The organism is Mesorhizobium sp. LNJC405B00 (assembly GCF_000502615.1).
Classification (GTDB): domain Bacteria; phylum Pseudomonadota; class Alphaproteobacteria; order Rhizobiales; family Rhizobiaceae; genus Mesorhizobium.
Map to the genome: position 1 here is coordinate 26,551 of NZ_AYWC01000043.1, position 19,530 is coordinate 46,080.

15 protein-coding genes and 3 pseudogenes are annotated in these 19,530 nt (G+C 61.3%); 7 read left to right on the forward strand and 11 right to left on the reverse strand.

All coding sequences use genetic code 11. The features are described from left to right. Positions 1–41 precede the first annotated feature (41 nt). From X756_RS136625 to X756_RS1000000169590, 5 genes and pseudogenes are all read left to right on the forward strand, one after another. A complete protein-coding gene (locus X756_RS136625) occupies positions 42–1,274 on the forward strand; it encodes a tyrosine-type recombinase/integrase (RefSeq protein WP_023731899.1) in 1,233 nt (410 codons plus the stop codon). Next, a complete protein-coding gene (locus tag X756_RS136620; RefSeq protein ID WP_023731900.1) occupies positions 1,274–2,179 on the forward strand; it encodes a tyrosine-type recombinase/integrase in 906 nt (301 codons plus the stop codon). Before X756_RS136625 ends, X756_RS136620 begins: the two co-directional genes overlap by 1 nt. Then, positions 2,176–3,165, forward strand: coding sequence for a tyrosine-type recombinase/integrase (locus tag X756_RS136615; protein ID WP_023731901.1), 990 nt, complete (start codon positions 2,176–2,178; stop codon positions 3,163–3,165). The genes X756_RS136620 and X756_RS136615 overlap by 4 nt, the downstream gene beginning before the upstream one ends. Positions 3,166–3,269: 104 nt before the next feature. Then, positions 3,270–4,289, forward strand: a pseudogene (locus X756_RS136610) (IS91 family transposase); the annotation flags it as partial. Positions 4,290–4,753: 464 nt separating this feature from the next. Then, positions 4,754–4,951 (forward strand): annotated as a pseudogene (locus tag X756_RS1000000169590) (helix-turn-helix domain-containing protein); the annotation flags it as partial. Positions 4,952–5,271: 320 nt separating this feature from the next. On the opposite strand, the gene X756_RS136600 reads toward X756_RS1000000169590, so the two are convergent. The 11 genes and pseudogenes from X756_RS136600 to X756_RS1000000168450 form a co-directional block, all read right to left on the reverse strand. Further along, on the reverse strand, positions 5,272–6,057 hold the full coding sequence (locus X756_RS136600; RefSeq protein ID WP_023731904.1) for a response regulator transcription factor: 786 nt from the start codon (positions 6,055–6,057) through the stop codon (positions 5,272–5,274). A 27-nt stretch (positions 6,058–6,084) separates the two neighbouring features. After that, entirely contained in the window at positions 6,085–6,564 is a 480-nt protein-coding gene (locus tag X756_RS136595; RefSeq protein WP_031239750.1) for a NifX-associated nitrogen fixation protein, read from the reverse strand. A gap of 17 nt (positions 6,565–6,581) precedes the next feature. Continuing rightward, positions 6,582–7,079: a nitrogen fixation protein NifX gene (gene nifX / locus X756_RS136590; protein ID WP_023731906.1), complete on the reverse strand. Its 498-nt coding sequence runs from the start codon at positions 7,077–7,079 to the stop codon at positions 6,582–6,584. Continuing rightward, complete coding sequence (gene nifN, locus X756_RS136585; protein ID WP_023731907.1) at positions 7,045–8,427, reverse strand: nitrogenase iron-molybdenum cofactor biosynthesis protein NifN; 1,383 nt, start codon at positions 8,425–8,427, stop codon at positions 7,045–7,047. Before nifN ends, nifX begins: the two co-directional genes overlap by 35 nt. A gap of 9 nt (positions 8,428–8,436) precedes the next feature. After that, positions 8,437–9,927 (reverse strand): nitrogenase iron-molybdenum cofactor biosynthesis protein NifE, encoded by a 1,491-nt coding sequence (gene nifE, locus X756_RS136580; protein ID WP_023731908.1) that lies wholly within the window; start codon positions 9,925–9,927, stop codon positions 8,437–8,439. 55 nt (positions 9,928–9,982) lie between these two features. Then, positions 9,983–11,524, reverse strand: a complete 1,542-nt coding sequence (gene nifK, locus X756_RS136575; protein WP_023731909.1) for a nitrogenase molybdenum-iron protein subunit beta — start codon at positions 11,522–11,524, stop codon at positions 9,983–9,985. Between the two features lie 126 nt (positions 11,525–11,650). Then, entirely contained in the window at positions 11,651–13,153 is a 1,503-nt protein-coding gene (nifD, locus tag X756_RS136570; RefSeq protein WP_023708855.1) for a nitrogenase molybdenum-iron protein alpha chain, read from the reverse strand. A 98-nt stretch (positions 13,154–13,251) separates the two neighbouring features. Then, positions 13,252–14,145 (reverse strand): nitrogenase iron protein, encoded by an 894-nt coding sequence (nifH, locus tag X756_RS136565; RefSeq protein ID WP_023706403.1) that lies wholly within the window; start codon positions 14,143–14,145, stop codon positions 13,252–13,254. Positions 14,146–14,614: 469 nt separating this feature from the next. Beyond that, positions 14,615–15,871 (reverse strand): HipA domain-containing protein, encoded by a 1,257-nt coding sequence (locus X756_RS136560; protein ID WP_031239752.1) that lies wholly within the window; start codon positions 15,869–15,871, stop codon positions 14,615–14,617. After that, positions 15,846–16,172 carry a helix-turn-helix domain-containing protein gene (locus tag X756_RS136555; RefSeq protein WP_023690557.1) on the reverse strand — a complete coding sequence of 109 codons (327 nt, stop codon included), beginning with the start codon at positions 16,170–16,172 and terminating at the stop codon, positions 15,846–15,848. Before X756_RS136555 ends, X756_RS136560 begins: the two co-directional genes overlap by 26 nt. A 215-nt stretch (positions 16,173–16,387) precedes the next feature. Then, positions 16,388–17,254, reverse strand: a pseudogene (locus X756_RS1000000168450) (IS3 family transposase); the annotation flags it as partial. An 858-nt stretch (positions 17,255–18,112) separates the two neighbouring features. On the opposite strand from X756_RS1000000168450, the gene X756_RS1000000166905 reads away from it, so the two are divergent. Both X756_RS1000000166905 and X756_RS01000000166385 read left to right on the forward strand, forming a co-directional pair. Then, positions 18,113–18,823, forward strand: a complete 711-nt coding sequence (locus tag X756_RS1000000166905) for a toll/interleukin-1 receptor domain-containing protein (RefSeq protein WP_050589333.1) — start codon at positions 18,113–18,115, stop codon at positions 18,821–18,823. 134 nt (positions 18,824–18,957) lie between these two features. Further along, positions 18,958–19,398: an SOS response-associated peptidase family protein gene (locus X756_RS01000000166385; protein WP_245264606.1), complete on the forward strand. Its 441-nt coding sequence runs from the start codon at positions 18,958–18,960 to the stop codon at positions 19,396–19,398. Positions 19,399–19,530 lie beyond the last annotated feature (132 nt).

The following is a 19,530-nucleotide window of genomic DNA, read 5'->3' on the forward strand; positions in this document are numbered from 1 at the left end:
TCAGCTCGGCCACCAATGGCCGGTCAGAAACGGAGACGAACATGTTGGAGATTTACTTCTCGGCATCGAAGCTGCCGGGGCATTTGCGGAGCGGGCCAAGCGGACCATACCTTGACGGTTTCGCAGCCGCGCTCGAGCGGCAGGGCTATAGTGCCGGCACGGCCGCGCGATATTTGCGGGCGGCAGCGCACCTCGGCCATGTCGTGGCTCGGCAAGAGGCAATGCCCAGCGACATTGATCTGGCGGTGTTCAGCGAGCACTTGTGCACTTGTCGATGTCCGCGCGCCATGGGCGGGCGTCGCAACCACCACACCATTTTTGGCGCCAGGCTCTTTCGCCAGCACCTTGTCGAAATTGGCGTTTGCCAGTCCGCCGCTGCCGCATCGCAACGTGCCGAGCCGTGCCTGGTGGCTCACTTCAAAGTGTGGCTGCGCAAGCATCGCGGGGCGTCCGATCCCACCATCAAGCTCTACGCCCGCGACGCCGCCCACTTGATAGCGGCACTCGGGGACGATCCAGAGCGGTGGGAACCAGCCGCTATCCGCAGCTTTTTCCTGGACCGCGCGAGCCATCGCGGCAATGGAACCGTGGAGAAGCTGACGACCAGCCTGCGCGCGTTCTTGCGGTATCTTGCCGTCACAGGCCGCTGCCGAGCAGGTCTCGCCGATGTCGTTCCTGGCTTTGCCAGTTGGCGGCTTGCCGACCTGCCGCGATATCTAGCGGCGGAGCAGGTGAACCGGCTGATCGCGGCATGCGATGGCGGAGTCGTTGCGCGCCGGCGTGATCGCGCGATCGTCCTGCTCTTGGTGCGCCTCGGGCTGCGGGCCGGCGACGTGGCGCAACTCCGCCTTGACGATATCGAGTGGGAGACGGGCTCGCTGCGGGTCTCGGGCAAGTCGCGCTATGAGGTGCGTCTGCCGCTGCCGCAAGATGTCGGTGATGCGATCGCCGACTACCTCGCGTGTCGCCCTTCGACCTGCCCGAGCGATCATGTGTTCCTCCGCAATATCGCGCCGTTTCGACCGTTCCGGAACGGTGACGGCATCTCGTCGCTGGTGAAACGCCTCATGCAGCGGGCCGGCATCGTGGCGCCAGTCAAGGGGGCGCACGTCCTGCGACACACGGCGGCGACCGAGATGCTGCGCCATGGCGTTCCGCTTGAGAAGATCGGGTTGGTCCTGCGGCACCGAGGCATCGACACGACTGCCCGTTACGCCAAGGCCGATGTCACGCTCCTGAAGCAAATCGCGCAGCCCTGGCCGGAGGTTCTCTGATGTTGAAGGCCATCGAGACTTATCTGGCGCTCCGCCGTGCCACTGGATTCGCAATGCTGAATGCGGAATACTTGCTCAGGAGCTTTGCCGCCTTTGCGACCGAGCGCGGGCAAACGCAAGTCCGCACGCAAACCGCAATCGATTGGGCGGCGCGGGGACCGTCTGTCGCGCAACGCGATGCTCGACTGAAAGCCGTCTGCCGCTTTGTGCGTCATGTCCGGGTTGAAGACGCCCGGCATGAGCTGCCGCCGGCTAATCACTTCGGTGGCCGCAAGACGCGGCGCTCGCCGCATATCTACCCAGCAGCGGAGATCGATCGCCTCATTGAGGCCGCCCTTCGGCTTCGACCCAAAGGCGGCTTGCGCTCACGGACCTATGCGACATTGATCGCACTGCTCTCAGTCACCGGATTGAGGATCTCCGAAGCGCTGAAGTTGACGGTCGCCGACGTGACACGCGACGGCCTGCTGATCCGCGAGACCAAGTTCCGGAAAACCCGCCTGGTGCCGCTGCACGACACAGCAGTAGCGGGCTTGAATGGCTATCTGGCGCATCGCCGGCCCTGTTCCGAGACTGATCCGGTGTTCGTTGACGCGCGTGGTCTGCCTCTGCGCTACATTGCTGTCAAAGAGACCTTCGACAGGCTGGTCGGCACGGCGGGTATCGTACCGGCGGCGAAGCGCCGCCCGCGTCTGCACGATTTGCGGCACACGTTTGCGGTGCGCGCGCTACAAGGCAGTCCGACGGATCGAAGCCGAAGCGGCGCCCATATGGCGGCGCTTGCGACCTACATGGGTCACGTCAACATCTATGCGACCTACTGGTACCTGGAGGCCACCGCCGACCTCATGCGCGACGTCGCCGCGGCCGGTGAAGGGTTCATTACCGAAGGGAGGCAATCATGACGCCGATTGCTCCCCTCATCGAAGCGTTCCTCGATGAGACACTCGCCCGCCAGCGGGGCGTCAGTCGGCATACGCGCGACTCCTATTCCCTGAGCTTCCAATTGCTCTTCATGTTCGCTGCAAAGCGGCTGAAGGTCTCGCCATCGGCGCTGACGCTGGAGCAACTCGACGTCGGTCTCATCAGCGACTTCCTGGAGTATCTCGAGGATAAGCGCAAAAACGCGCCGGTGACGCGCAATGTCCGGCTGGCGGCCATCAAGTCCTTCTTCCGCTTCCTCGAATACAGGCAGCCGGCAGCCCTGGAGCATGTCCGCCGCGTCCTGGCGATCCCATTCAAGAAGACGGATCAGCGTCTGGTCCCCTATCTCCTGCGGGAGGAGCTGCAAGCGGTGCTCGACGCTCCGGATCCCGCCACGCGCGATGGCATCCGCGACCGGGCCATGCTGCATCTGGCGGTTTGTGCGGGTCTGCGCGTGTCCGAGCTGACGGGATTGAATCTCGAGGACATCGACCTGTCGTCGATGAGCATTCGTGTCCTGGGCAAGGGACGGCGGGAACGGACGCTTCCCTTGTGGAAGACCACGGGCGCAGCCCTGCGCGCCTGGCTCGCCGTTCGCGGGCGGGTTGCAGCACCCGAGGTGTTCGTCAATGCCCGGGGAGAGCCGCTGAGCCGATGGGGCTTCGCCTATCTGCTCAAACAGCATGCAGCGACTGCCGCTCGAGCGCATCCCGGCCTCAACAAGAAACGCATCTCGCCTCACGTGCTCAGGCACACATGCGCGATGATCATCCTGCAAGCAACGCAGGACATCCGTAAGGTGTCGCTTTGGTTGGGACACGCGACTCTGACGACCACTGAAATCTACACGCGTGGTGATCCGACAGAGAAGCTCGACGCCATGGAATCGATCGTTCCACCGCATCTGCGGCGCGGCGCGTTCCAGCCGTCCGACAAGCTGATCGCGCTCCTTAAGCGCCCTTCGTAATGGTGAGCCGGGTTGGCGGCGGCGGACACAAGAGCGCGATCAAGTCGCCGGCAGCTCCCCATTACTGGATTTGCCCATAAGGCAGGTAATGGGCGACGCCCATTACCTGCCGCAACCGTCACTGCCCCAAGTGCCAGGGTCTAGCCGGCGCCCAGTGGCTGGCCGAGCGGCAGGCTGAGCTGCTGCCGGTCCCATACTTCCACGTGGTCTTCACCGTCCCGGCCCAGATCGCTGAGATCGCCTTCCAGAACAAGGCGGCGGTCTATACGATCCTGTTCAAGGCCGCATCCGAAGCCTTGAGGGTGGCGGCGGCCGATCCCAGGCATCTGGGCGCCGAGATCGGCATGGTGGCCGTGCTTCATACTTGGGGTCAAAATCTCCACCATCATCCGCATGTCCACTGCGTCGTGCCGGGCGGCGGCCTGTCGCTCGAGCCTGCCACGGCGAAGGCCGGGGACCAGCGATGGATCGCCTGCCGGCCGGGATTTTTCCTGCCCGTGCGGGTTCTGTCGCGCCTGTTCAGGCGGCTATTCCTGGAGCGCCTGCAGGACGCCTTCGACGCCGGCCAGCTTCGCTTCTTCAGCGATCTCGCCAGCCTGGCCGACCCTGCCACTTTCTGCGCCCAACTGGCTGGACTGAAGCGGATCGAATGGGTCGTCTACGCCAAGCCCCCGTTCGGCGGTCCCGAACAGGTTCTCGCCTATCTGGGCCGCTACACCCATCGCGTCGCCATCGCCAACAGCCGCCTCGTGAGCCTGGACCAGGGAAAGGTCAGCTTCCGCTGGAAGGACTATCGCCACCACGACAAGTCCAAGCACAAGCTCATGACCTTAAGCGCCGACGAGTTCATCCGGCGCTTCCTGCTGCACGCTCTTCCAGACGGATTCCATCGCATCCGCCATTACGGCCTCCTCGCCAACGGCCACCGCGTCGCCAAGCTCGCCCAGTGCCGTCTTCTTCTGGCGGCGCCCACGCCGCTGACGCCGGACCCGACCGCCGACTATCGCCAGCGTTACCGCTGTCTCACAGGGCGCTCCCTGAACATCTGTCCGGGCTGCGGCGGCGCCATGGCCTCGCTCGGCCCGATCCCGCGCAAGGCCCCGACCTGGCCAGACACCTCATGACACGCTACGCACCGACACGCTCGCACCGTCCATCCCGGCGTCTGCTACAGTCGCCGAAGGGCCTTTGCGCGCCGCTAGTCAAAGTCGCAGCCTGGCTGTCGCCAGCAACGCTGCACCTCAGCGTCAACGACCCAATGGCGCCGTCTCGCGCGTCGCAGATGGTCCTGCATCGCGACGACGGGCGACCGCCAAGAGCGATCGGCGAGCCCGCTCCGGCGCCTCGGACACATGTCGAGCCCTAAATCCCCATAGCCCCGCCCGCCATCCCGCGGTTCAGTTCAATCAGGCTTCAATGTAGTCGCGACCCGTGCGAGCCCGTACCATCGCGCCCGCGACCACACAGAACCCTCCAGATTCATCATGTCGGCTGGGTATGGAGGCCAGCAGGCATGGTTAGAGCCATATCGGAGGATTTGCGTTCGCGAGNGATTCATCATGTCGGCTGGGTATGGAGGCCAGCAGGCATGGTTAGAGCCATATCGGAGGATTTGCGTTCGCGAGTGATCGCAGCGGTTGAGAGTGGCCTGTCGCGGCGGGCTGCGGCGGATCGTTTCGGTGTTGCCGCGGCAAGCGCGGTCCGCTGGGTCCGCGAATGGCGAGAGAGCGGCGCGACGCGGGCAAAGCCCCAAGGCGGAGACAAGCGCTCCCAGCGGATCGAAGCCTACCGGGATACGAGCCTGAGTGATCAGATTCTGCTCTAGTAGGCCACTCGGGGATGCCATCGCCCAGCGGCGGAGGTGACATAACGAGCCGCGGAGGCGACATAATCAGGACGGAAAGGTACGCGCCGACCTCGGCACACAAGCCGGCAGCTGTTTTGACGTCCTGACCGGAGTGGTCAGCTCCCGTCACACTGAGTACGCTTTGAAGGCCATCTGACTGCTTCTTTCTAAGTATATCGTACCTTTAGGCGCGTTTCGAAGCCGCAAGACTGGCCCTCAGCACGACGAAGATGCAGAGTGGCACTACATCCGTTCGCTATTTAGTCGTCCGGCTTCTCAAGCGAGTAGCCGGCAGACCTGACGGTACGAATGACGCTGCCGGGCGAGGCCGTCTTCAGCGCCTTTCTAATCCGGCTGACATGGACGTCGACGGTGCGTGCACCGATGTGGATATTGTCCGGCCAGGCCGCGTCGATCAGCTCGTCTCGGCTGAAGACCTTGCCGGGATTCTCAAGCAAATGCCGCAGCAGGTTGAATTCGATCGGTCCGAGATGGATGTCGTGGCCATTGCCGCGAACTCGGTGGGCATCGAGCTTCATCTCAAGGCTGCCGCAGCAGAGCCAGCTGCCGTTTTCGATCCCGTTTGAACCCGGCTTTGGCAGCGCCAGCTTCATCCGTAGACAGTCAAGCAGCTTGGCCGGCGCGAAGGGCCGCACAAAGCTCTCGTCAATGCCTGCCTTCCAGAGATCGAGGTGCTGGTTCTCGGCGCCGGGCGCGATCAGGGCAATAACGGGCAGGCCGCCGGTCCGGGGCTCCCCCTTGAGCCGGGCGCAGATTGTAGAGCCTGTCGCGCTTGCTGGCCCGCAGTCCAGCACTACCGCCTGGAGCTCCCGTTCATCGGCCAATGCAAGTGCTTCCTTCACCCCGCCTGCCGGCTCACTCGTAAAGCCGTCCACTCCCAGAATGTGGCTGAGGAACAGATACAACTCAGCATCTTGCGAACAGATCAGGACCAGTGGCTTCATCAGCGCTACCCCAAGAACCAAATCGGCATCGACCGCCTCGGTTGAGTGGGCTGGCCATGGCATGTCCTCAAGGCCTGACATGATCCCTTTGCTCGAAAATCGGTTCCATCACGCCCGCGCCACCTCGGGATAAGCCTCAATGGCTGCGGTGGCATCGCCGGCCAGTTGGGTGCCGGCCGCGGCGAGTTTCCAGAACGTCTCGAAGCCGAACCGATGGACGTCGCGCAGGGTCTTGGACAGAACGACCAACCGCCCGGCCGTTAAGAGCACGCGCCCGAAGCCCTCGTGGCTCATCTCCATCATCGGCGATGCCATCAGGCCGGAGCGTTCCTCAATCGCAAGCCCGACGGCGGTATAGAACTTATCGAGCCTCCACAGCACGTCGGGATCGGGATCACCGATGATTGGAATTGTACGGCGCTGTTGCCTGGTGATGATGAAGTCGCCCAGCAGCTCGGCGTCCGATTTGCCTTCCCATGACCCGTGGGAATCATTGGCACGGATCAGCCGCACGAGGCATTTGACGAACGGGGTGGCAAGGGCCGCCTCGTCCTCGGTGGCGGCAGGGCTAACAGCGGCTTCAAACATTTCGCCCACTCCTCATTTCAGCTTTCGTCCTCGAAGGAGGGTTTCTGTCCGGCGACACCTGCCTGCGCCAGCACCTTGCGCAGCCAAGGGGGAGGACACGTTCTGAGCATCATCTGCGTGCGCAACAGCACCTCTTGGATGGTCTGGGGCTGCGGCACTTTGATCGGATGGATCTTTGCGGAAACAAGTTTGGCTGCCGAAGGTCCGCCGATCGCCAGACAAAACAGGAGATGACAGCCCTTCAGCGCCTCCACCTTCGGGGTGATGCGGTCATCGCCCTCAGTTCGGTGCTTCCCGCTCTCGTCGGAAACGTCGTCGAAGGCCACGGCTTCGACGAGATTCCACTCCTCGCGCAACACGTCGTAGACAGCAAAGCGCCTGGCCGACCCGAAATGGGCGTTGAGGTTCTTCATGTCCTGCGTGGCGATTGCCACGCGCAATGCGCCGGCTTGGCGTTTCGGCGCCGGTGCGCGAACCTCGTCAGTGACGAGCGAGAGGCGACGAACGGAGCTCATCTGGGATTTCTCGCTTACGGAGTGGATCAAGCGCCTCACGCGTCGGCGCGTGCCGGTTGGCTTCAAAAATGTTGGCAACCTCGAAGATCAGGTCGCGGGTCCCCTGGTAGAGGATTGTGAGCTTGTGCTGGGCCCCGAGCCGGTCGAAGATCGGAAAGCCGACCCGCATGAGCGAAATGCCGAGGCGCTGCGCCGCCTGGCGGCCGTGGGAATCAGTAACGAGAAGATCAGCGCCGGCGCCAAGAGCTTCCAAATCGCCGAGATCGCCGATTTGAACCGACTGCGCCGGTACTTCCTCCAGAATTTTCGACATAGCGGCCGTTGTGACCGCCGCCGCGATTTCGGAGCCCATGCCGATGAAGAAGCTCGCGAGTTGGTAGAGTTGGTCTGGTTCAGCAGCGATCGCAATTTTTTTGCCTCCAAAGTGGAAATGTCCGTCGAGCAACGCGTCCTGCAACTGCGCCCGGCGACGGCGCACCCCAGCCGGCGCCGCCGCGCCCGAAGCCGCGGACAGCAGCGAGACGAACCGGTCGGCATCCTTCAATCCAGTCAGCGACCGGAACAGCACGTATGGCACGCCGGTCAGCCTGTGCAGCAGCTCGGCCGGGCGGCGCATATGCTCACCGATGACGATGCATTGCTCGGCCGTGCCAAGCTCGCGGATATCCTCGACACTGGTGCCGCCATAGGTGGTCGTGACCCAGCGGTCGGGCACCGTACCGTCGAGCGAGCCGGAGATGTCCGGCAGAATCACCGGCTTCAGTCCAAAGCTTTGAACCATCTCACGCAAATGCTCGATGTCAGCCACAGTGAGGTTCCAGCCAGGCAGGATCACGATTTTCTTCGACTGCCGCGCCTGCTCGCCGGGACGCGTAATCCTTTCGATCATCGCGGTGACAGCCTTGGCCCAGCCCTCTTCGATCGCGCCATCGAAATCCGGTGTGTTGGCCAGCACCACCTCCGTACCTGCGAGTTCTTCCCTGCGCTTCAGCCTGATATTGGCGATATCGCCTGCGCAGTCTTCGCCCCGGGTTTCCACCAGCGCCGTCGTGCAGACCCCGATCAGCGTTGGCTTTGTGCGGGCCTTGAGGTTGAGGATCGCCTCTTCCAGATGGTCTGCCCCGCCGAGGATCGTCGCCACCTCGTCCATCGCCGTGGTCTGCAAGGGGATGGCTTCCTTGAAATGCCGCACGAAGAGCACGAGCGCGAAACTGGTGCAGCCCTGGCTGCCGTGGAACAACGGCATCGCGCCGTCGACGCCAAGAAAGGCCAAGGCGGCACCCAATGGCTGCGATGACTTCAGCGGATTGACCGCCGCCGCTTTGGTCTGGGGAAGGATGCGGACCATCGGCTCTCCTCAACACTCGCCGAAATCACCGGCCGTCGTGCCGGCGAATTCCTGGACAACATGCAAGGCCGCGGTCTCGCTTTTCGTGCGCGGCCGTTCCTCCCTCACCGCAGGCTGGCAATCCCATGGTGCCGGCTCCCGTACCTGCCCCCAGATCGGGTTGTGAATGGCGATGTCGATCTGGCGTACGAGTTCCACCATGCCGTCATAGCCGGCGTAAGGGTGTTGGCGCTCCTGGTTGATATCGAGCCAGGGTGTCTTGGCCTTCAGCGCGACGAATTGCGTGCGCCCGCCTGACAGCAGGATATCGGCCTTGTGTTCGGAGAGCATCGCGTAAAGCTCGCGCGCTGCCATCTGCTCGAACATGTGGTTGTCGTCCTTGAGGATCTGCTTGATGCGCTCCTTGTCTTCGACGGTCGACTTCTTGACAGAGGTGCCGACGATCTCGATGCCGATCCCCATCAGCGCATGGACGACCGACCAGGACTTCACGCCGCCGGTGTTGAGCAGCACGCGCTTGCCTTCGAGCCTCGGCCGGTAGGCCGCGAGCTTCTTCCAAGCGATCGCCTCTTCCTCTGCAATCAATACCTCGGTGCGGCCGAGGATCTCCGGATCGGCACCCTGCTTGACGAGCAGCTGAGATATCTGTCGGAGCGCTTCAGAGGTGGCGCTGATGCCGTAGAAGGAGCCCTCGAAAAACGGGATGCCCCAGCGCTGCTCCATCTTGCGGGCGAGATTGATGAGCGCGGTCGAGCACACCACCATGGCCGCCCGGGCGCGGTGCGCGCCGGCAATGTCCAAGTAACGTGCGTCACCTGGAATGCAGGCGCGCACCCGGATGCCGAGCCGATCCAGCAGCGGCTTCACCAGCCAGAATTCGCCCGAGAGGTTGAATTCGCCAAGAATGTTGATGTCGTAAGGGCCGGCATCGTCGGGCTCGAGCGTGCCGATGACATGCTCGAGCAACGCCTCGCCGGCAAGCTTGTTGCCGAGATTCTTGGAGCCGACGAAGCCCGGCGCATTGACCGGTACAACGGCCAAGCCGAACTTTTCCGCAGCGCGCTTGCACACGGCCTCGATGTCGTCGCCGATCAGCGCCGTCACGCAGGTCGGATAGACGAAGATCGCCGGCGGCCCATACGCTTCCTTGATCTCTCGGATCGCTTTGAAAAGCTTGCGCTCGCCCCGCCCCATCACAACATCGAGTTCGGTGAGGTCGGTTGTGAAGCTAGTGCGCCACAGCGTTGGCCCGGACGAAGCCGCACCGCGGTTGTCCCAGGAATTGCCCTCGCAGGCGAGCGGCCCATGGACCAGGTGTGCGACGTCGGTGATCGGCTGGAGCACGATCTTGGCGCCATCGAAGGCACAGCCGCCGGCCGCCGCCCCGGGAGTCAGTGGCTTCGAACAGCCCTCCTTGCGCGCCTTGGCATCCTTGCCGCGGTTCTTTTCGCAGCCAGGCTCGTTGAAGACATCCTGGATTTTGGCTCTGAGCAAGGACATTGCGTCGGTCTCCAAAGTCCCTCGGAAGACGACCGGCCAAACCCGACCGTCAAGCTTAGCGGGTGAGGTCATATGAATAGTCCGTCACGCCCGTCTCGCTTGTCTCGCGATCGAGCTTGTCGAAGATCTTGTCGAGGATCGTCGTCAGCACGCGCAACCCGCCTTGGTAACCCATCAGCGCAAACCGATGGTGATGGTGGCGATCGAAGATCGGAAACGTCAGCCTGATCAGCGGCGTGCCGGTGTCGCGCTCCAGATACTTGCCATAGGAGTTGCCGATCAGCAGGTCCACCGGCTCGGTGAAGAGCAGCGAGCGCATCGCCCAGAGGTCCTTGCCCGCCCAGACTTTAGCATCCTTGCCGAAGGGCGATGATGCAAGCAGTTCCTTCAACTCCGCTTCCCATGCCGACGTGCCGTTGGTGGCGAGGCAATGGGTCGGTTCGCCGCCCGTCTCCATGATGAAGCGGGCCATGGCGTAGACAAAGTCCGGATCGCCGTAAATGGCGTATTTCTTACCGTGCAGCCAGGATTGGCTGTCCGCCATGGCGTCGACAAGTCGGCCGCGCTCCAGGCGAATTGCCTCGGGGATTTGCTTGCCGGAAATCGCGGAGACCTCCACGAGGAATTCGTCGGTTGCCTGGACTCCGAGCGGGTAATGGAACGAGGACGTCGCCTGCCCCACACCCTCGCAATACTCCAGTGTTTTTCGGGTGTTGTAACGCTGCAGCGACAGCGTCGCCTCGGCGTTGAGTGCCTTCCTCACCTCTTCGATCTTCGTGCCGCCGTCGTACATGCGGTATTCGCCGTCGGACGGCGTGTCGAACTGGTCAGAGGCGTCTTGGATGAAAGTATAGGACACGCCTATGAGATCGAGCAGGCGCTTGAGTTCCCGGTTGTTGCCGACACAGAACCCGTCGAAGCCCGGAATGATGTTGATGGTTCCCTCGGCTTCCGTTCGCTCCTCGCCCTTCCAGAAATGCTCCAAAATGCCCTTGACCGCAACGTCATAGCCGTCGACATGGCTGCCGACAAAGGCCGGCGTATGGGCGAAGGGCACGTCGAAGTCGCGCGGGACCGAGCCTTCGTCCTTGGCGTTCTCGATGAAGCTGTGCAGGTCGTCGCCAATGACCTCCGCCATACAAGTGGTCGAGACGGCGATCATCTTCGGGTCGTAAAGTTGGTACGTGTTGGCGAGCCCGTCGACCATGTTCTTCAGGCCGCCGAACACTGCCGCGTCCTCGGTCATCGAGGAGGAAACCGCCGAAGCAGGCTCCTTGAAATGGCGCGAAAGGTGCGAGCGGTAATAGGCCACGCAGCCCTGGCTGCCGTGGACGAAGGACATCGTTCGCTCGAAGCCTGCGGCCGCGAACACCGCGCCGAGCGGCTGGCAGGCCTTGGCGGGGTTCACGACCAGGGCTTGGCGAGCAAGGTTCTTTTCGCGGTATTCCCACGTCTTGGTGAATTCGCCTTGGTCGGTAACGATCTGGTCCGGGTGAGGACATTCGAAATTCAGCCTCTTCTCGGCGAGCATCTGCCTGTATTCCGGCTCGCGGAACAGGGGCGCGTGGTCGAGAACTTTTTCAGCCGACTGCGGCATGGGTGGTTACCTCTTTCCATCTGGCCCGCCATACGGCGGCACAGGGACGTCGAAACGTTTTCAGGTCTCCCGCGGACAAGCGGCCACAGGCGTTCGCGGCCTCCCGGCTTCCAGGAGGCCAGGGTTTCATTCGGCTGCGATCGCCGCCGACGGCTCGGCTTTTTTCTTCCAGGGGGCGTCGTAGAGGTTCCAGACCGGGTTGTTGATGGCCAGATCCATATCGCGCGCGAAGATGGCGAACCCGTCGTAGCCGTGATACGGGCCGGAATAATCCCAGGAATGCATTTGACGGAACGGTATGCCCATCTTCTGGACCGGGTATTTTTCTTTGATGCCGGAGCCAACGAGATCAGGACGGATCCCCTCGATGAACTTCTCCAGCTCGTAACCAGTCACGTCGTCGTAGATCAGAGTGCCCTTCTTCACGTAGTGGCCGGTACGCTGATAGTCGTCGTTATGGCCAAATTCGTAGCCAGTGCCGACGATCACCATGCCCAGGTCCTCATATGCCGTGACGACGTGACGGGGGCGCAGCCCGCCGACATAGAGCATCACCGTCCTGCCTTCGAGGCGCGGCCGGTACTTGGCTATGACCGCCTCGACCAGCGGCCGGTATTTGGCTATGACCGCCTCGGCCTTGGCCTCGATTTCCGGCCCGAAGTGCTTGGCTATCTTGCGCAGAGAGGCTTCGGTCTGGGAGGGGCCGAAGAAATTGTACTCCATCCAGGCGATGCCATACTTTTCCTCCATGTGCCGGCAGATGTAGTTCATCGACCTGTAGCAATGGATGAGATTGAGTTTCGCCTTTGGCGCTCGCTCTATTTCGACCAGGGTAGCGTCGCCCGACCAGTTGCCGACCACGCGCAGACCCATCTCTTCGAGCAGGATGCGCGAAGCCCAGGCGTCGCCGCCGATATTGTAGTCGCCGACCACATTGACATCGTACGGGCCGGCCTCGAACTCGAGGTCCTTCTTCTCGAACACCCAGTCGCGGATCGCGTCGTTGGCGATGTGGTGGCCGAGGGATTGCGAGACGCCGCGGAAGCCCTCGCAGCGCACCGGCACGATTGTCTTTTCGTGCTCCTTGGCCTTGTTGCGGGACACAGCTTCGGTGTCGTCGCCAATCAGGCCAATCGGGCATTCGGATTGCACAGTCATGCCCTTGTTCAGCGGAAACAGTTCCTCGATCTCGTCGATGATCCGTTCGAGCTTCTTGTCGCCGCCGAAAACAATGTCCTTCTCCTGGAAATCGGAGGTGAACTGCATGGTGACGAACGTGTCAATGCCGGTCGTGCCGATGTAGTAATTGCGGCGCTGAGACCAGGAATATTGCCCGCAGCCTACCGGGCCGTGCGAGATATGGACCATATCCTTGACTGGACCCCACACCACGCCTTTCGAGCCGGCATAGGCGCAGCCGCGAATTGTCATCACGCCGGGGATGGACTTGATGTTCGATTTGACCTCGCATTCGGAAAGGACCTCGCTTTCCTCGCCAGCCTCGTCGCCGCTTTTTGCGACGCTGAGGTGCTTTTTGCGGCGCTTCGCCGACTTGTCAGGATATTGCGACAGCACTTCCTCGATTAGCCTCGCATGGAGGCCACCGTCATTCTCGTATTCCAGGCTCATGGGACCCCTTTCAAGGTTCAGGGTGACGCCTCACCGACGAGGCGCCGTTCTTTGAAAGACGCACCAGGTCAGGCGGCGCCTCATGTCGGCAGTGGTCGCTACTGTGCGGCCGCCTTAGCCGCTTCCTTGACCTGAAGCTCGGCAAGCATCTGCTCGTCCGTCTTCATGATGCCGAAGTCGAGCAGCATGTCCTCGAGCTCCTCCATGGTGATCGGGGTCGGGATGGTGCCCTGGCCCGAATTCCCATGGATCTTCTCGGCCAGCGCCCTGTATTCGCCGGCCTGCTTGGAGTCGGGCGCATACTGGATCACAGACATCTTCCTGAGCTCGGCGTGCTGGACGATGTTGTCGCGCGGCACGAAGTGGATAAGTTTGGAATTGAGCCTGGAAGCAAGCGCCTCGGCGAGGTCGAGTTCGCGGTCGGTTTGGCGCTCGTTGCAGATCAGGCCACCGAGCCGCACGCCGCCCGAATGGGCGTATTTCAGGATACCCTTGGCGATGTTGTTGGCGGCATAGAGCGCCATCATCTCGCCGGACATGACGATATAGATTTCCTGGGCCTTGTTCTCGCGGATCGGCATCGCGAAACCGCCACACACCACATCCCCGAGCACGTCGTAGGAGACATAGTCGACGTCGTCGTAGGCGCCGTTCTCCTCGAGGAAGTTGATTGAGGTGATCACGCCGCGGCCGGCGCAGCCGACACCCGGCTCGGGCCCGCCCGACTCCACGCATTTGATGCCTTTGTACCCGACCTTGAGCACGTCCGCGAGTTCCAGGTCTTCCACCGAACCTTCCTCTGCCGCGAGGTGCAGCACCGTATCCTGCGCCTTCGCGTTCAGGATCAGGCGGGTGGAGTCGGCTTTGGGGTCGCAGCCGACGATGAGGATTCTCTGCCCGAGGTCGACAAGGGCGGCGAGCGTATTTTGGGAGGTGGTGGACTTGCCGATGCCGCCCTTGCCGTAAAAGGCGATCTGACGCAAACCTGACATGTAGCTTTCCTTCCTTCGTTCCATTCATCGCGGCTGCCGCGACATGAATGCCGGTCGGGCAGCTGTAGCCGCCTCGCACCTAAGGATCTCAAGACTCGTGCCAATTTGGCTGATCGAACCGAAGAATAATTTGATGGTTGCTTTTCAGGGGTTTAGCCTGAGGGCCAAAGAAAGGATCGTCGCAACAGACCGTGTAGCGGACCCGACAATGGCGACACAAAGCGTCGGATCGCGATCCTCAGTCACCGAATTCGTTTGAACCGCGTCGTTATGTTGAAGTGGACGAACAGCAGCTCGATCCTGTTGGGTGAATTGCGGGATCTGTTCCGGCGAGCTGACGTGCTTGCTCACGCGTGTCATCGTGGACACTCCGCGGAATCTTGCGCCACGCTGGCATGCCTTCGATCCAGCCATCCATAGGGCCGCGGATCGAAAGTTCCGCTATATCAGCAACCCGAGGGGACTCGGCTCACTTATCGGCGCAGGAGTTCAGTATCGGCGTCATCGCCTTCACATGTTCGTCCATCCGCTCGAGCACTATCGCTGCGACAACGTCGCGCTCAGGCAGATGCCACCAGTACTCGTTGACGAGTTTGACCGTCTCGACCACTGCCTTTAGGACTGCGGGCTCCGGAAGCCTTGCGCGGTTCGCAAATGCTTTCCATCGCGGTGCTGCTAGCGCCTTGAACGAGCGCTCTCCTCCAAGCGACAGCGCCATGGCGTCGGCGGGAATATATGGCACAGTGGACAGGACGTCGTAGATTGGTGCAAGCGCCGGCTTGTCGCCGTTTCCGGGATACATCAAAGACCAATTCTTCAGGTGCATGTCGCCATTGCCGGTGATGACGCTCAGTGCCAGGCGGCGGACGAAATCGAGAGCCGCCGTAGGCGAGACGGCCACGCCAAGAGCCAAGGCTATGTCGTGATAAGCGGCCCCCTCATATTTGCGCGAGGGGTAGACACCGAAGACCTGAGCGAAATCCTCGATGTGTATCCTCTCGCCACCGGCGCCGCGATCGAAGCGTTTGACGAGAAGGACCTTGCCCTCCGACAGCGTATTGAATTCTTCGGGAACGCCCTCAAAATCGGCCTTCTCGACCAGTTCGCATTCAGGAACCTCCATGCCGATTGCTGCTGCCAGCGCCAGGTTGGCGAATTCGTTCTCGGAAACGCCCGGAAACGCCGTCCAAGGGAACTTGGCAATGTACCGGCCCTGCTCGTCGTCCATCGGCAAGGTAAGGCCGCCGCCTTTTCCAATGTTCTTCATGACCGACAGCTTCATCTGCACGCCGGCAAGCGAGAACCGTGCCTTGGGGTGATCCTTTGAGCCATCCTTCGAAACCGTTATCGCGCCGTCACTGGGCAACGCCCGTACGGCTCCCGGCAGATCGGCGCCCAGTGCCGCTAAAAGATCGAAATCATTGCCTGGCCGTACATTGCCTTCGTGATGCCTTTCCATCGCCTCCCGCAATTTCTCCTCCGGCAGGAGGTTCGCGAAGAAAGCGGGCAAGGCGCTTGCCAGAGGCTTCGGATCTTTCCGCAATCCTCCCGTCGCTGCCCGGAACGACAGGCTGAGAACCGGAAAGCCGCCCGTCGCGCGGTAGGCGTCATCGAAGTTGAACGCATTGAAATCGCCCGGCGTCCTGACGATTGTGCCGATCTTCACTGCATTCAAGAGCACGTCCAGTGACGGGATCGTCTTAGGTGCGCGAAAGACTGGAGCCATGATCGTCATCGTCAGGTTGAGAAACAAAGGCGGGTCGATCGTCATCATCATGCGGACGCAATAGAGCCTGGACAGCCGGCACCATGGCTTGCGGAACCAGCATCATTTCCAGACCGAGCGCGCGAGCGATATTCATGAGCGTCGTCGCACGCGCGGCTGCGGCTCCCTTTTCGATGTCGCGATATCGGGGACGGGATATACCCGCCAAATCGGCGACCTGCTCCTGCGTCATCGCAGCGGCCAACCTCGCCTGCCTGAAAAACCCACCGATTTCCCGTAGAATTTCCGATTGAGAGTCCATAACGCAACCCATACGATCTATTCCAATGCGCGATGGTACGCAAAGGTATCCCATCCAGCGAGTAGTTTCAATGCTTTGATGATCTGTTTACGTATCATATGTGAAGAAAATGATATGGAACGAGATCAATCTTCCTCTCTCTTTAGCGCCGCGCGGCAACGTCGTTCCTCCGAGAACTGAACCGCACCGGGTTTTCCGGAGGCCGTTTCGTTGAGTCACGCGGCCATGGCTGGGTCATACAGAATGGCGTAGTAGCGTTCCTCGGCTTCGGCCGGCGGAATGTTGCCGATGGCCTCCAGCAGCCGGCGATTGTTGAACCAATCGCCCAATCGAGCTACCGAACTCGACGGCTTCGAAGTTGCGCCATGGTCCGCGTCGATGGATCACCTCGGCCTTGTAAAGCCGTTGATCGTTTCGGCGAGAGCATTGTCGTAGCTGTCGCCGACGCTGCCTACCGAAGGCTCAACGCCGGCCTCCGCCAGGCGCTCGGTGTATCTGATAGAGTCGTATTGGGCGGCCTCTATCGCTGTGATGGATCAGCCTGCCCCCCTGCACGGGCCGCCGATCATGGAGAGCCTGTTCCAGAGCGTCCAGAACGAAGCTGGCATGCGCCGTCCGGCTCACCCGCCAGCCGACGATCCTTCGCGCATAGGTGTCGATGACAAAGGCGACATAGACGGAGCCCGTCCAGGTCGCGACGCAGGTCAAGTCGCAGACCCACAGCATGTTCGGCGCCGGGGCATGGAACTGGCGATTAACGTGATCGAGAGGGCAAGGTGCGGTCTTGTCGCTCACCGTGGTGCGGATCGGCTTGCCGCGGATGCCCTCAAGACCCATGGCCCTCATCAGTGGGGCAACCGTGCAGCGGGCGACGTCGAGCCCTCACGCTGTAACTCCCGCCAGACCTTGCGAACGCCGTAGACGCGGAAGTTGGCCTCGAACACGCGTCGGACCTCATCCTTCAAGGCCAGGGCCTCATCCCGCTTCGCCCGAGCCGACAGCCGGGAAGGATCAATGCGCTTGGCGACATGGTCGTGGTAGCTCGACGGGGCGATCGGCAGCACCTTCCAGATCGGCTCGACCCGATGCGGTTGCCACGTCCGAAGGCACGCCGGCGAGCACGGTTCATACAGCTGCTGTGGCCACCGTCCACCGGCTTTTCTTCGCCTAGTGCATGTGTCGCTGCAGACGGCCAACTGAAAGAACATTCAGCCAACGGCTATTTGACCTCGGCGCCGATGCGCTCGACGGTGGTCCTATGAAAGAGACGGGCTGCTTCAGATGCCGCACAGCCTTCATTTAGCTGAGTCGAGTGATTTCGGAGCGCTGATTGGGTTTGTTTCGGACGGCGTCCACCCTTTCGCCCGCGTTCGCGGGCTGCCTGTAACCGGGGCACCGTGGGCATTTTTATAATAATACCCGCTAAGGTAATTCGAAGTTGTTTGGATTGACCGGTTAGCTCGGATCGGCCTGGAGCGTTCCCGGGTCGGTTAATCTCGTTCCAGAGATAGTCTTCCGTGAATGCGATATGAGCCAAGGAGCGGTGCGACCTGGGAGAGCAATTCGACGGAATATCGATGCCCTGGCCGCGGACATAACCGACAGGGGCTGAGATGACGGTAAGCGCGTAGGCTAGGCCCCGTGTCAGCATCACCAAAGCTGACAACCCTTGGACGGCTCGCAGCGTCGGGGACGACTATGGGGTGGCGACAAGGCGCAGCTTGAGGTGTCCAGACCGGCGCTTGAGAAGGCTCTAACTCAGGCTGGCTAGACCTCCGACCCGACAAGCTAACACAAAGACGCAACGCACCGTTCGAGTTTATTGCTGGCAACAAGCCGGCTCCCCAATTAGAGGATTTCCCGGCTTAATTTCCAGCGTCGACTTGACTGCAAAAGACTTTCGCTGGAAGTGTCGACCTAGATTCGGGGGGCTCCATAAAATGGCAAGCAAGGCAAAATCGCGGAAGCGCGTTGGAACTCTAGAAGACCGGTTTATGGACGCCGTTAGAGAATTGTCGGGGGCCGGAAAAGTGAGCGTTAAGAACGCAGCCCTTTTCAATAAACTGGGTTGGATAGAAGAACGTTACACGACAACTAAGGACCGCCTGAGGAAGAATGGACTGATAAGAGGAGGTCCCGGTGGGACTATGTCCCTCCCCCAAAATGCGGCTAGCCCCAGTCCCAAGCCTCTCAAGGCGTTTATCTCCTACTCGCATGCAGATGCGGCTATCAAGGTTGACCTTCTAAAGCACCTTACGCCGCTGAGCCGACTTGGTCTTGTCGAGGCTTGGCACGATGGCGAAATCGAGACTGGCGACAAATGGGCGGACGCCATCAAGGGCAATCTAGAGAGCGCCGACATTATCATCCTCCTGATAAGCGTTGACTTTATCAACTCGCGTTATTGCAACCAGATTGAGCTAACTCACGCGATGGAGAGAGAGGCCAACAACACGACGGTTGTTATTCCAGTGATCGCGAGAAATTGCCTGTGGCAGGAAGAGCTCTTCGGGTCTTTTCAGGCGACCCTCAAGGGTACATCGATCGCAAGTTTCAAGGATCGCGACGAAGCTCTGACTTTGGTCGCGGCAGATATCAAGGAAAAAGCCCTTTCCATGCTTGCCAAAAAGAACGGGGTTGCTCCTTCCTAGATGTGCAATCTGCACAACATCACCACGTCGCAAGAAGCCATACGCCAGTGCACCAGGGCTCTGCGCGACCATCTCAGGCAACCTGAACCGTCCATCGACATCTACCCCAACCAGCCCCCAACCAGCCCGGTCCGGTGGTCCGCAATGCGGCAGACGGGCAACGTGAAGTCGCCAACCTGCTTTGGGGAATGCCGACACCGCTCGAACGGGTCAAGGGCAAGGCCGACTATGGCACGACCAATATCCGCAACCCACAATACGGCCATTGGCAGCAGTATGTTGGGGTTGAGCATCGCTGTGTGGTGCCTGTGACGAGTTTCTCGGAGCCCAGCCCAACACCCGGCATAAGGACCCTGAGACAGGTATTCAGCGGATTGTTCGCGCTCAATGAGGACCGGCCGCTTTTCTTCTTCGCTGGCCTCTGGACGCCATGGCATGGGGTGCGCAAGGTCAAGGACGGCGCCGGCGATTTCGAGCTTTACGGCTTCATGACGACCGCGCCCAACGCCCTGATTAAGCCGATCCATGCGCCTCTAATGGGCGTTGGGCACCTTGCCGGGAAGTGCTGTGGATAGCCGGAGGCACCTCACGACCGACCGCGCATGACTCGGGGGCAATGGTTGTGTGCGTCAAGTTCTGCAAAAAGGGGCGGCCATGATGCTGGTCATGCGGCTTGGCGCAGAGCGAGCTTCTTGTGCTCGCGCAGG

What these genes read in the sequence shown, in the direction of transcription:
- nifK (WP_023731909.1), bottom strand. Translation starts at nt 11,524, where the DNA reads ATGCCGCAGTCGGCTGAAAAAGTTCTCGACCACGCGCCCCTGTTCCGC.
- X756_RS136615 (WP_023731901.1), top strand. Translation starts at nt 2,176, where the DNA reads ATGACGCCGATTGCTCCCCTCATCGAAGCGTTCCTCGATGAGACACTC.
- X756_RS1000000166905 (WP_050589333.1), top strand. Translation starts at nt 18,113, where the DNA reads ATGGCAAGCAAGGCAAAATCGCGGAAGCGCGTTGGAACTCTAGAAGAC.
- X756_RS136600 (WP_023731904.1), bottom strand. Translation starts at nt 6,057, where the DNA reads ATGTCAGGCCTTGAGGACATGCCATGGCCAGCCCACTCAACCGAGGCG.
- nifE (WP_023731908.1), bottom strand. Translation starts at nt 9,927, where the DNA reads ATGTCCTTGCTCAGAGCCAAAATCCAGGATGTCTTCAACGAGCCTGGC.
- X756_RS136555 (WP_023690557.1), bottom strand. Translation starts at nt 16,172, where the DNA reads ATGGACTCTCAATCGGAAATTCTACGGGAAATCGGTGGGTTTTTCAGG.
- X756_RS136560 (WP_031239752.1), bottom strand. Translation starts at nt 15,871, where the DNA reads ATGGCTCCAGTCTTTCGCGCACCTAAGACGATCCCGTCACTGGACGTG.
- X756_RS136620 (WP_023731900.1), top strand. Translation starts at nt 1,274, where the DNA reads ATGTTGAAGGCCATCGAGACTTATCTGGCGCTCCGCCGTGCCACTGGA.
- nifN (WP_023731907.1), bottom strand. Translation starts at nt 8,427, where the DNA reads ATGGTCCGCATCCTTCCCCAGACCAAAGCGGCGGCGGTCAATCCGCTG.
- nifD (WP_023708855.1), bottom strand. Translation starts at nt 13,153, where the DNA reads ATGAGCCTGGAATACGAGAATGACGGTGGCCTCCATGCGAGGCTAATC.
- nifX (WP_023731906.1), bottom strand. Translation starts at nt 7,079, where the DNA reads ATGAGCTCCGTTCGTCGCCTCTCGCTCGTCACTGACGAGGTTCGCGCA.
- X756_RS136595 (WP_031239750.1), bottom strand. Translation starts at nt 6,564, where the DNA reads ATGTTTGAAGCCGCTGTTAGCCCTGCCGCCACCGAGGACGAGGCGGCC.
- X756_RS136625 (WP_023731899.1), top strand. Translation starts at nt 42, where the DNA reads ATGTTGGAGATTTACTTCTCGGCATCGAAGCTGCCGGGGCATTTGCGG.
- nifH (WP_023706403.1), bottom strand. Translation starts at nt 14,145, where the DNA reads ATGTCAGGTTTGCGTCAGATCGCCTTTTACGGCAAGGGCGGCATCGGC.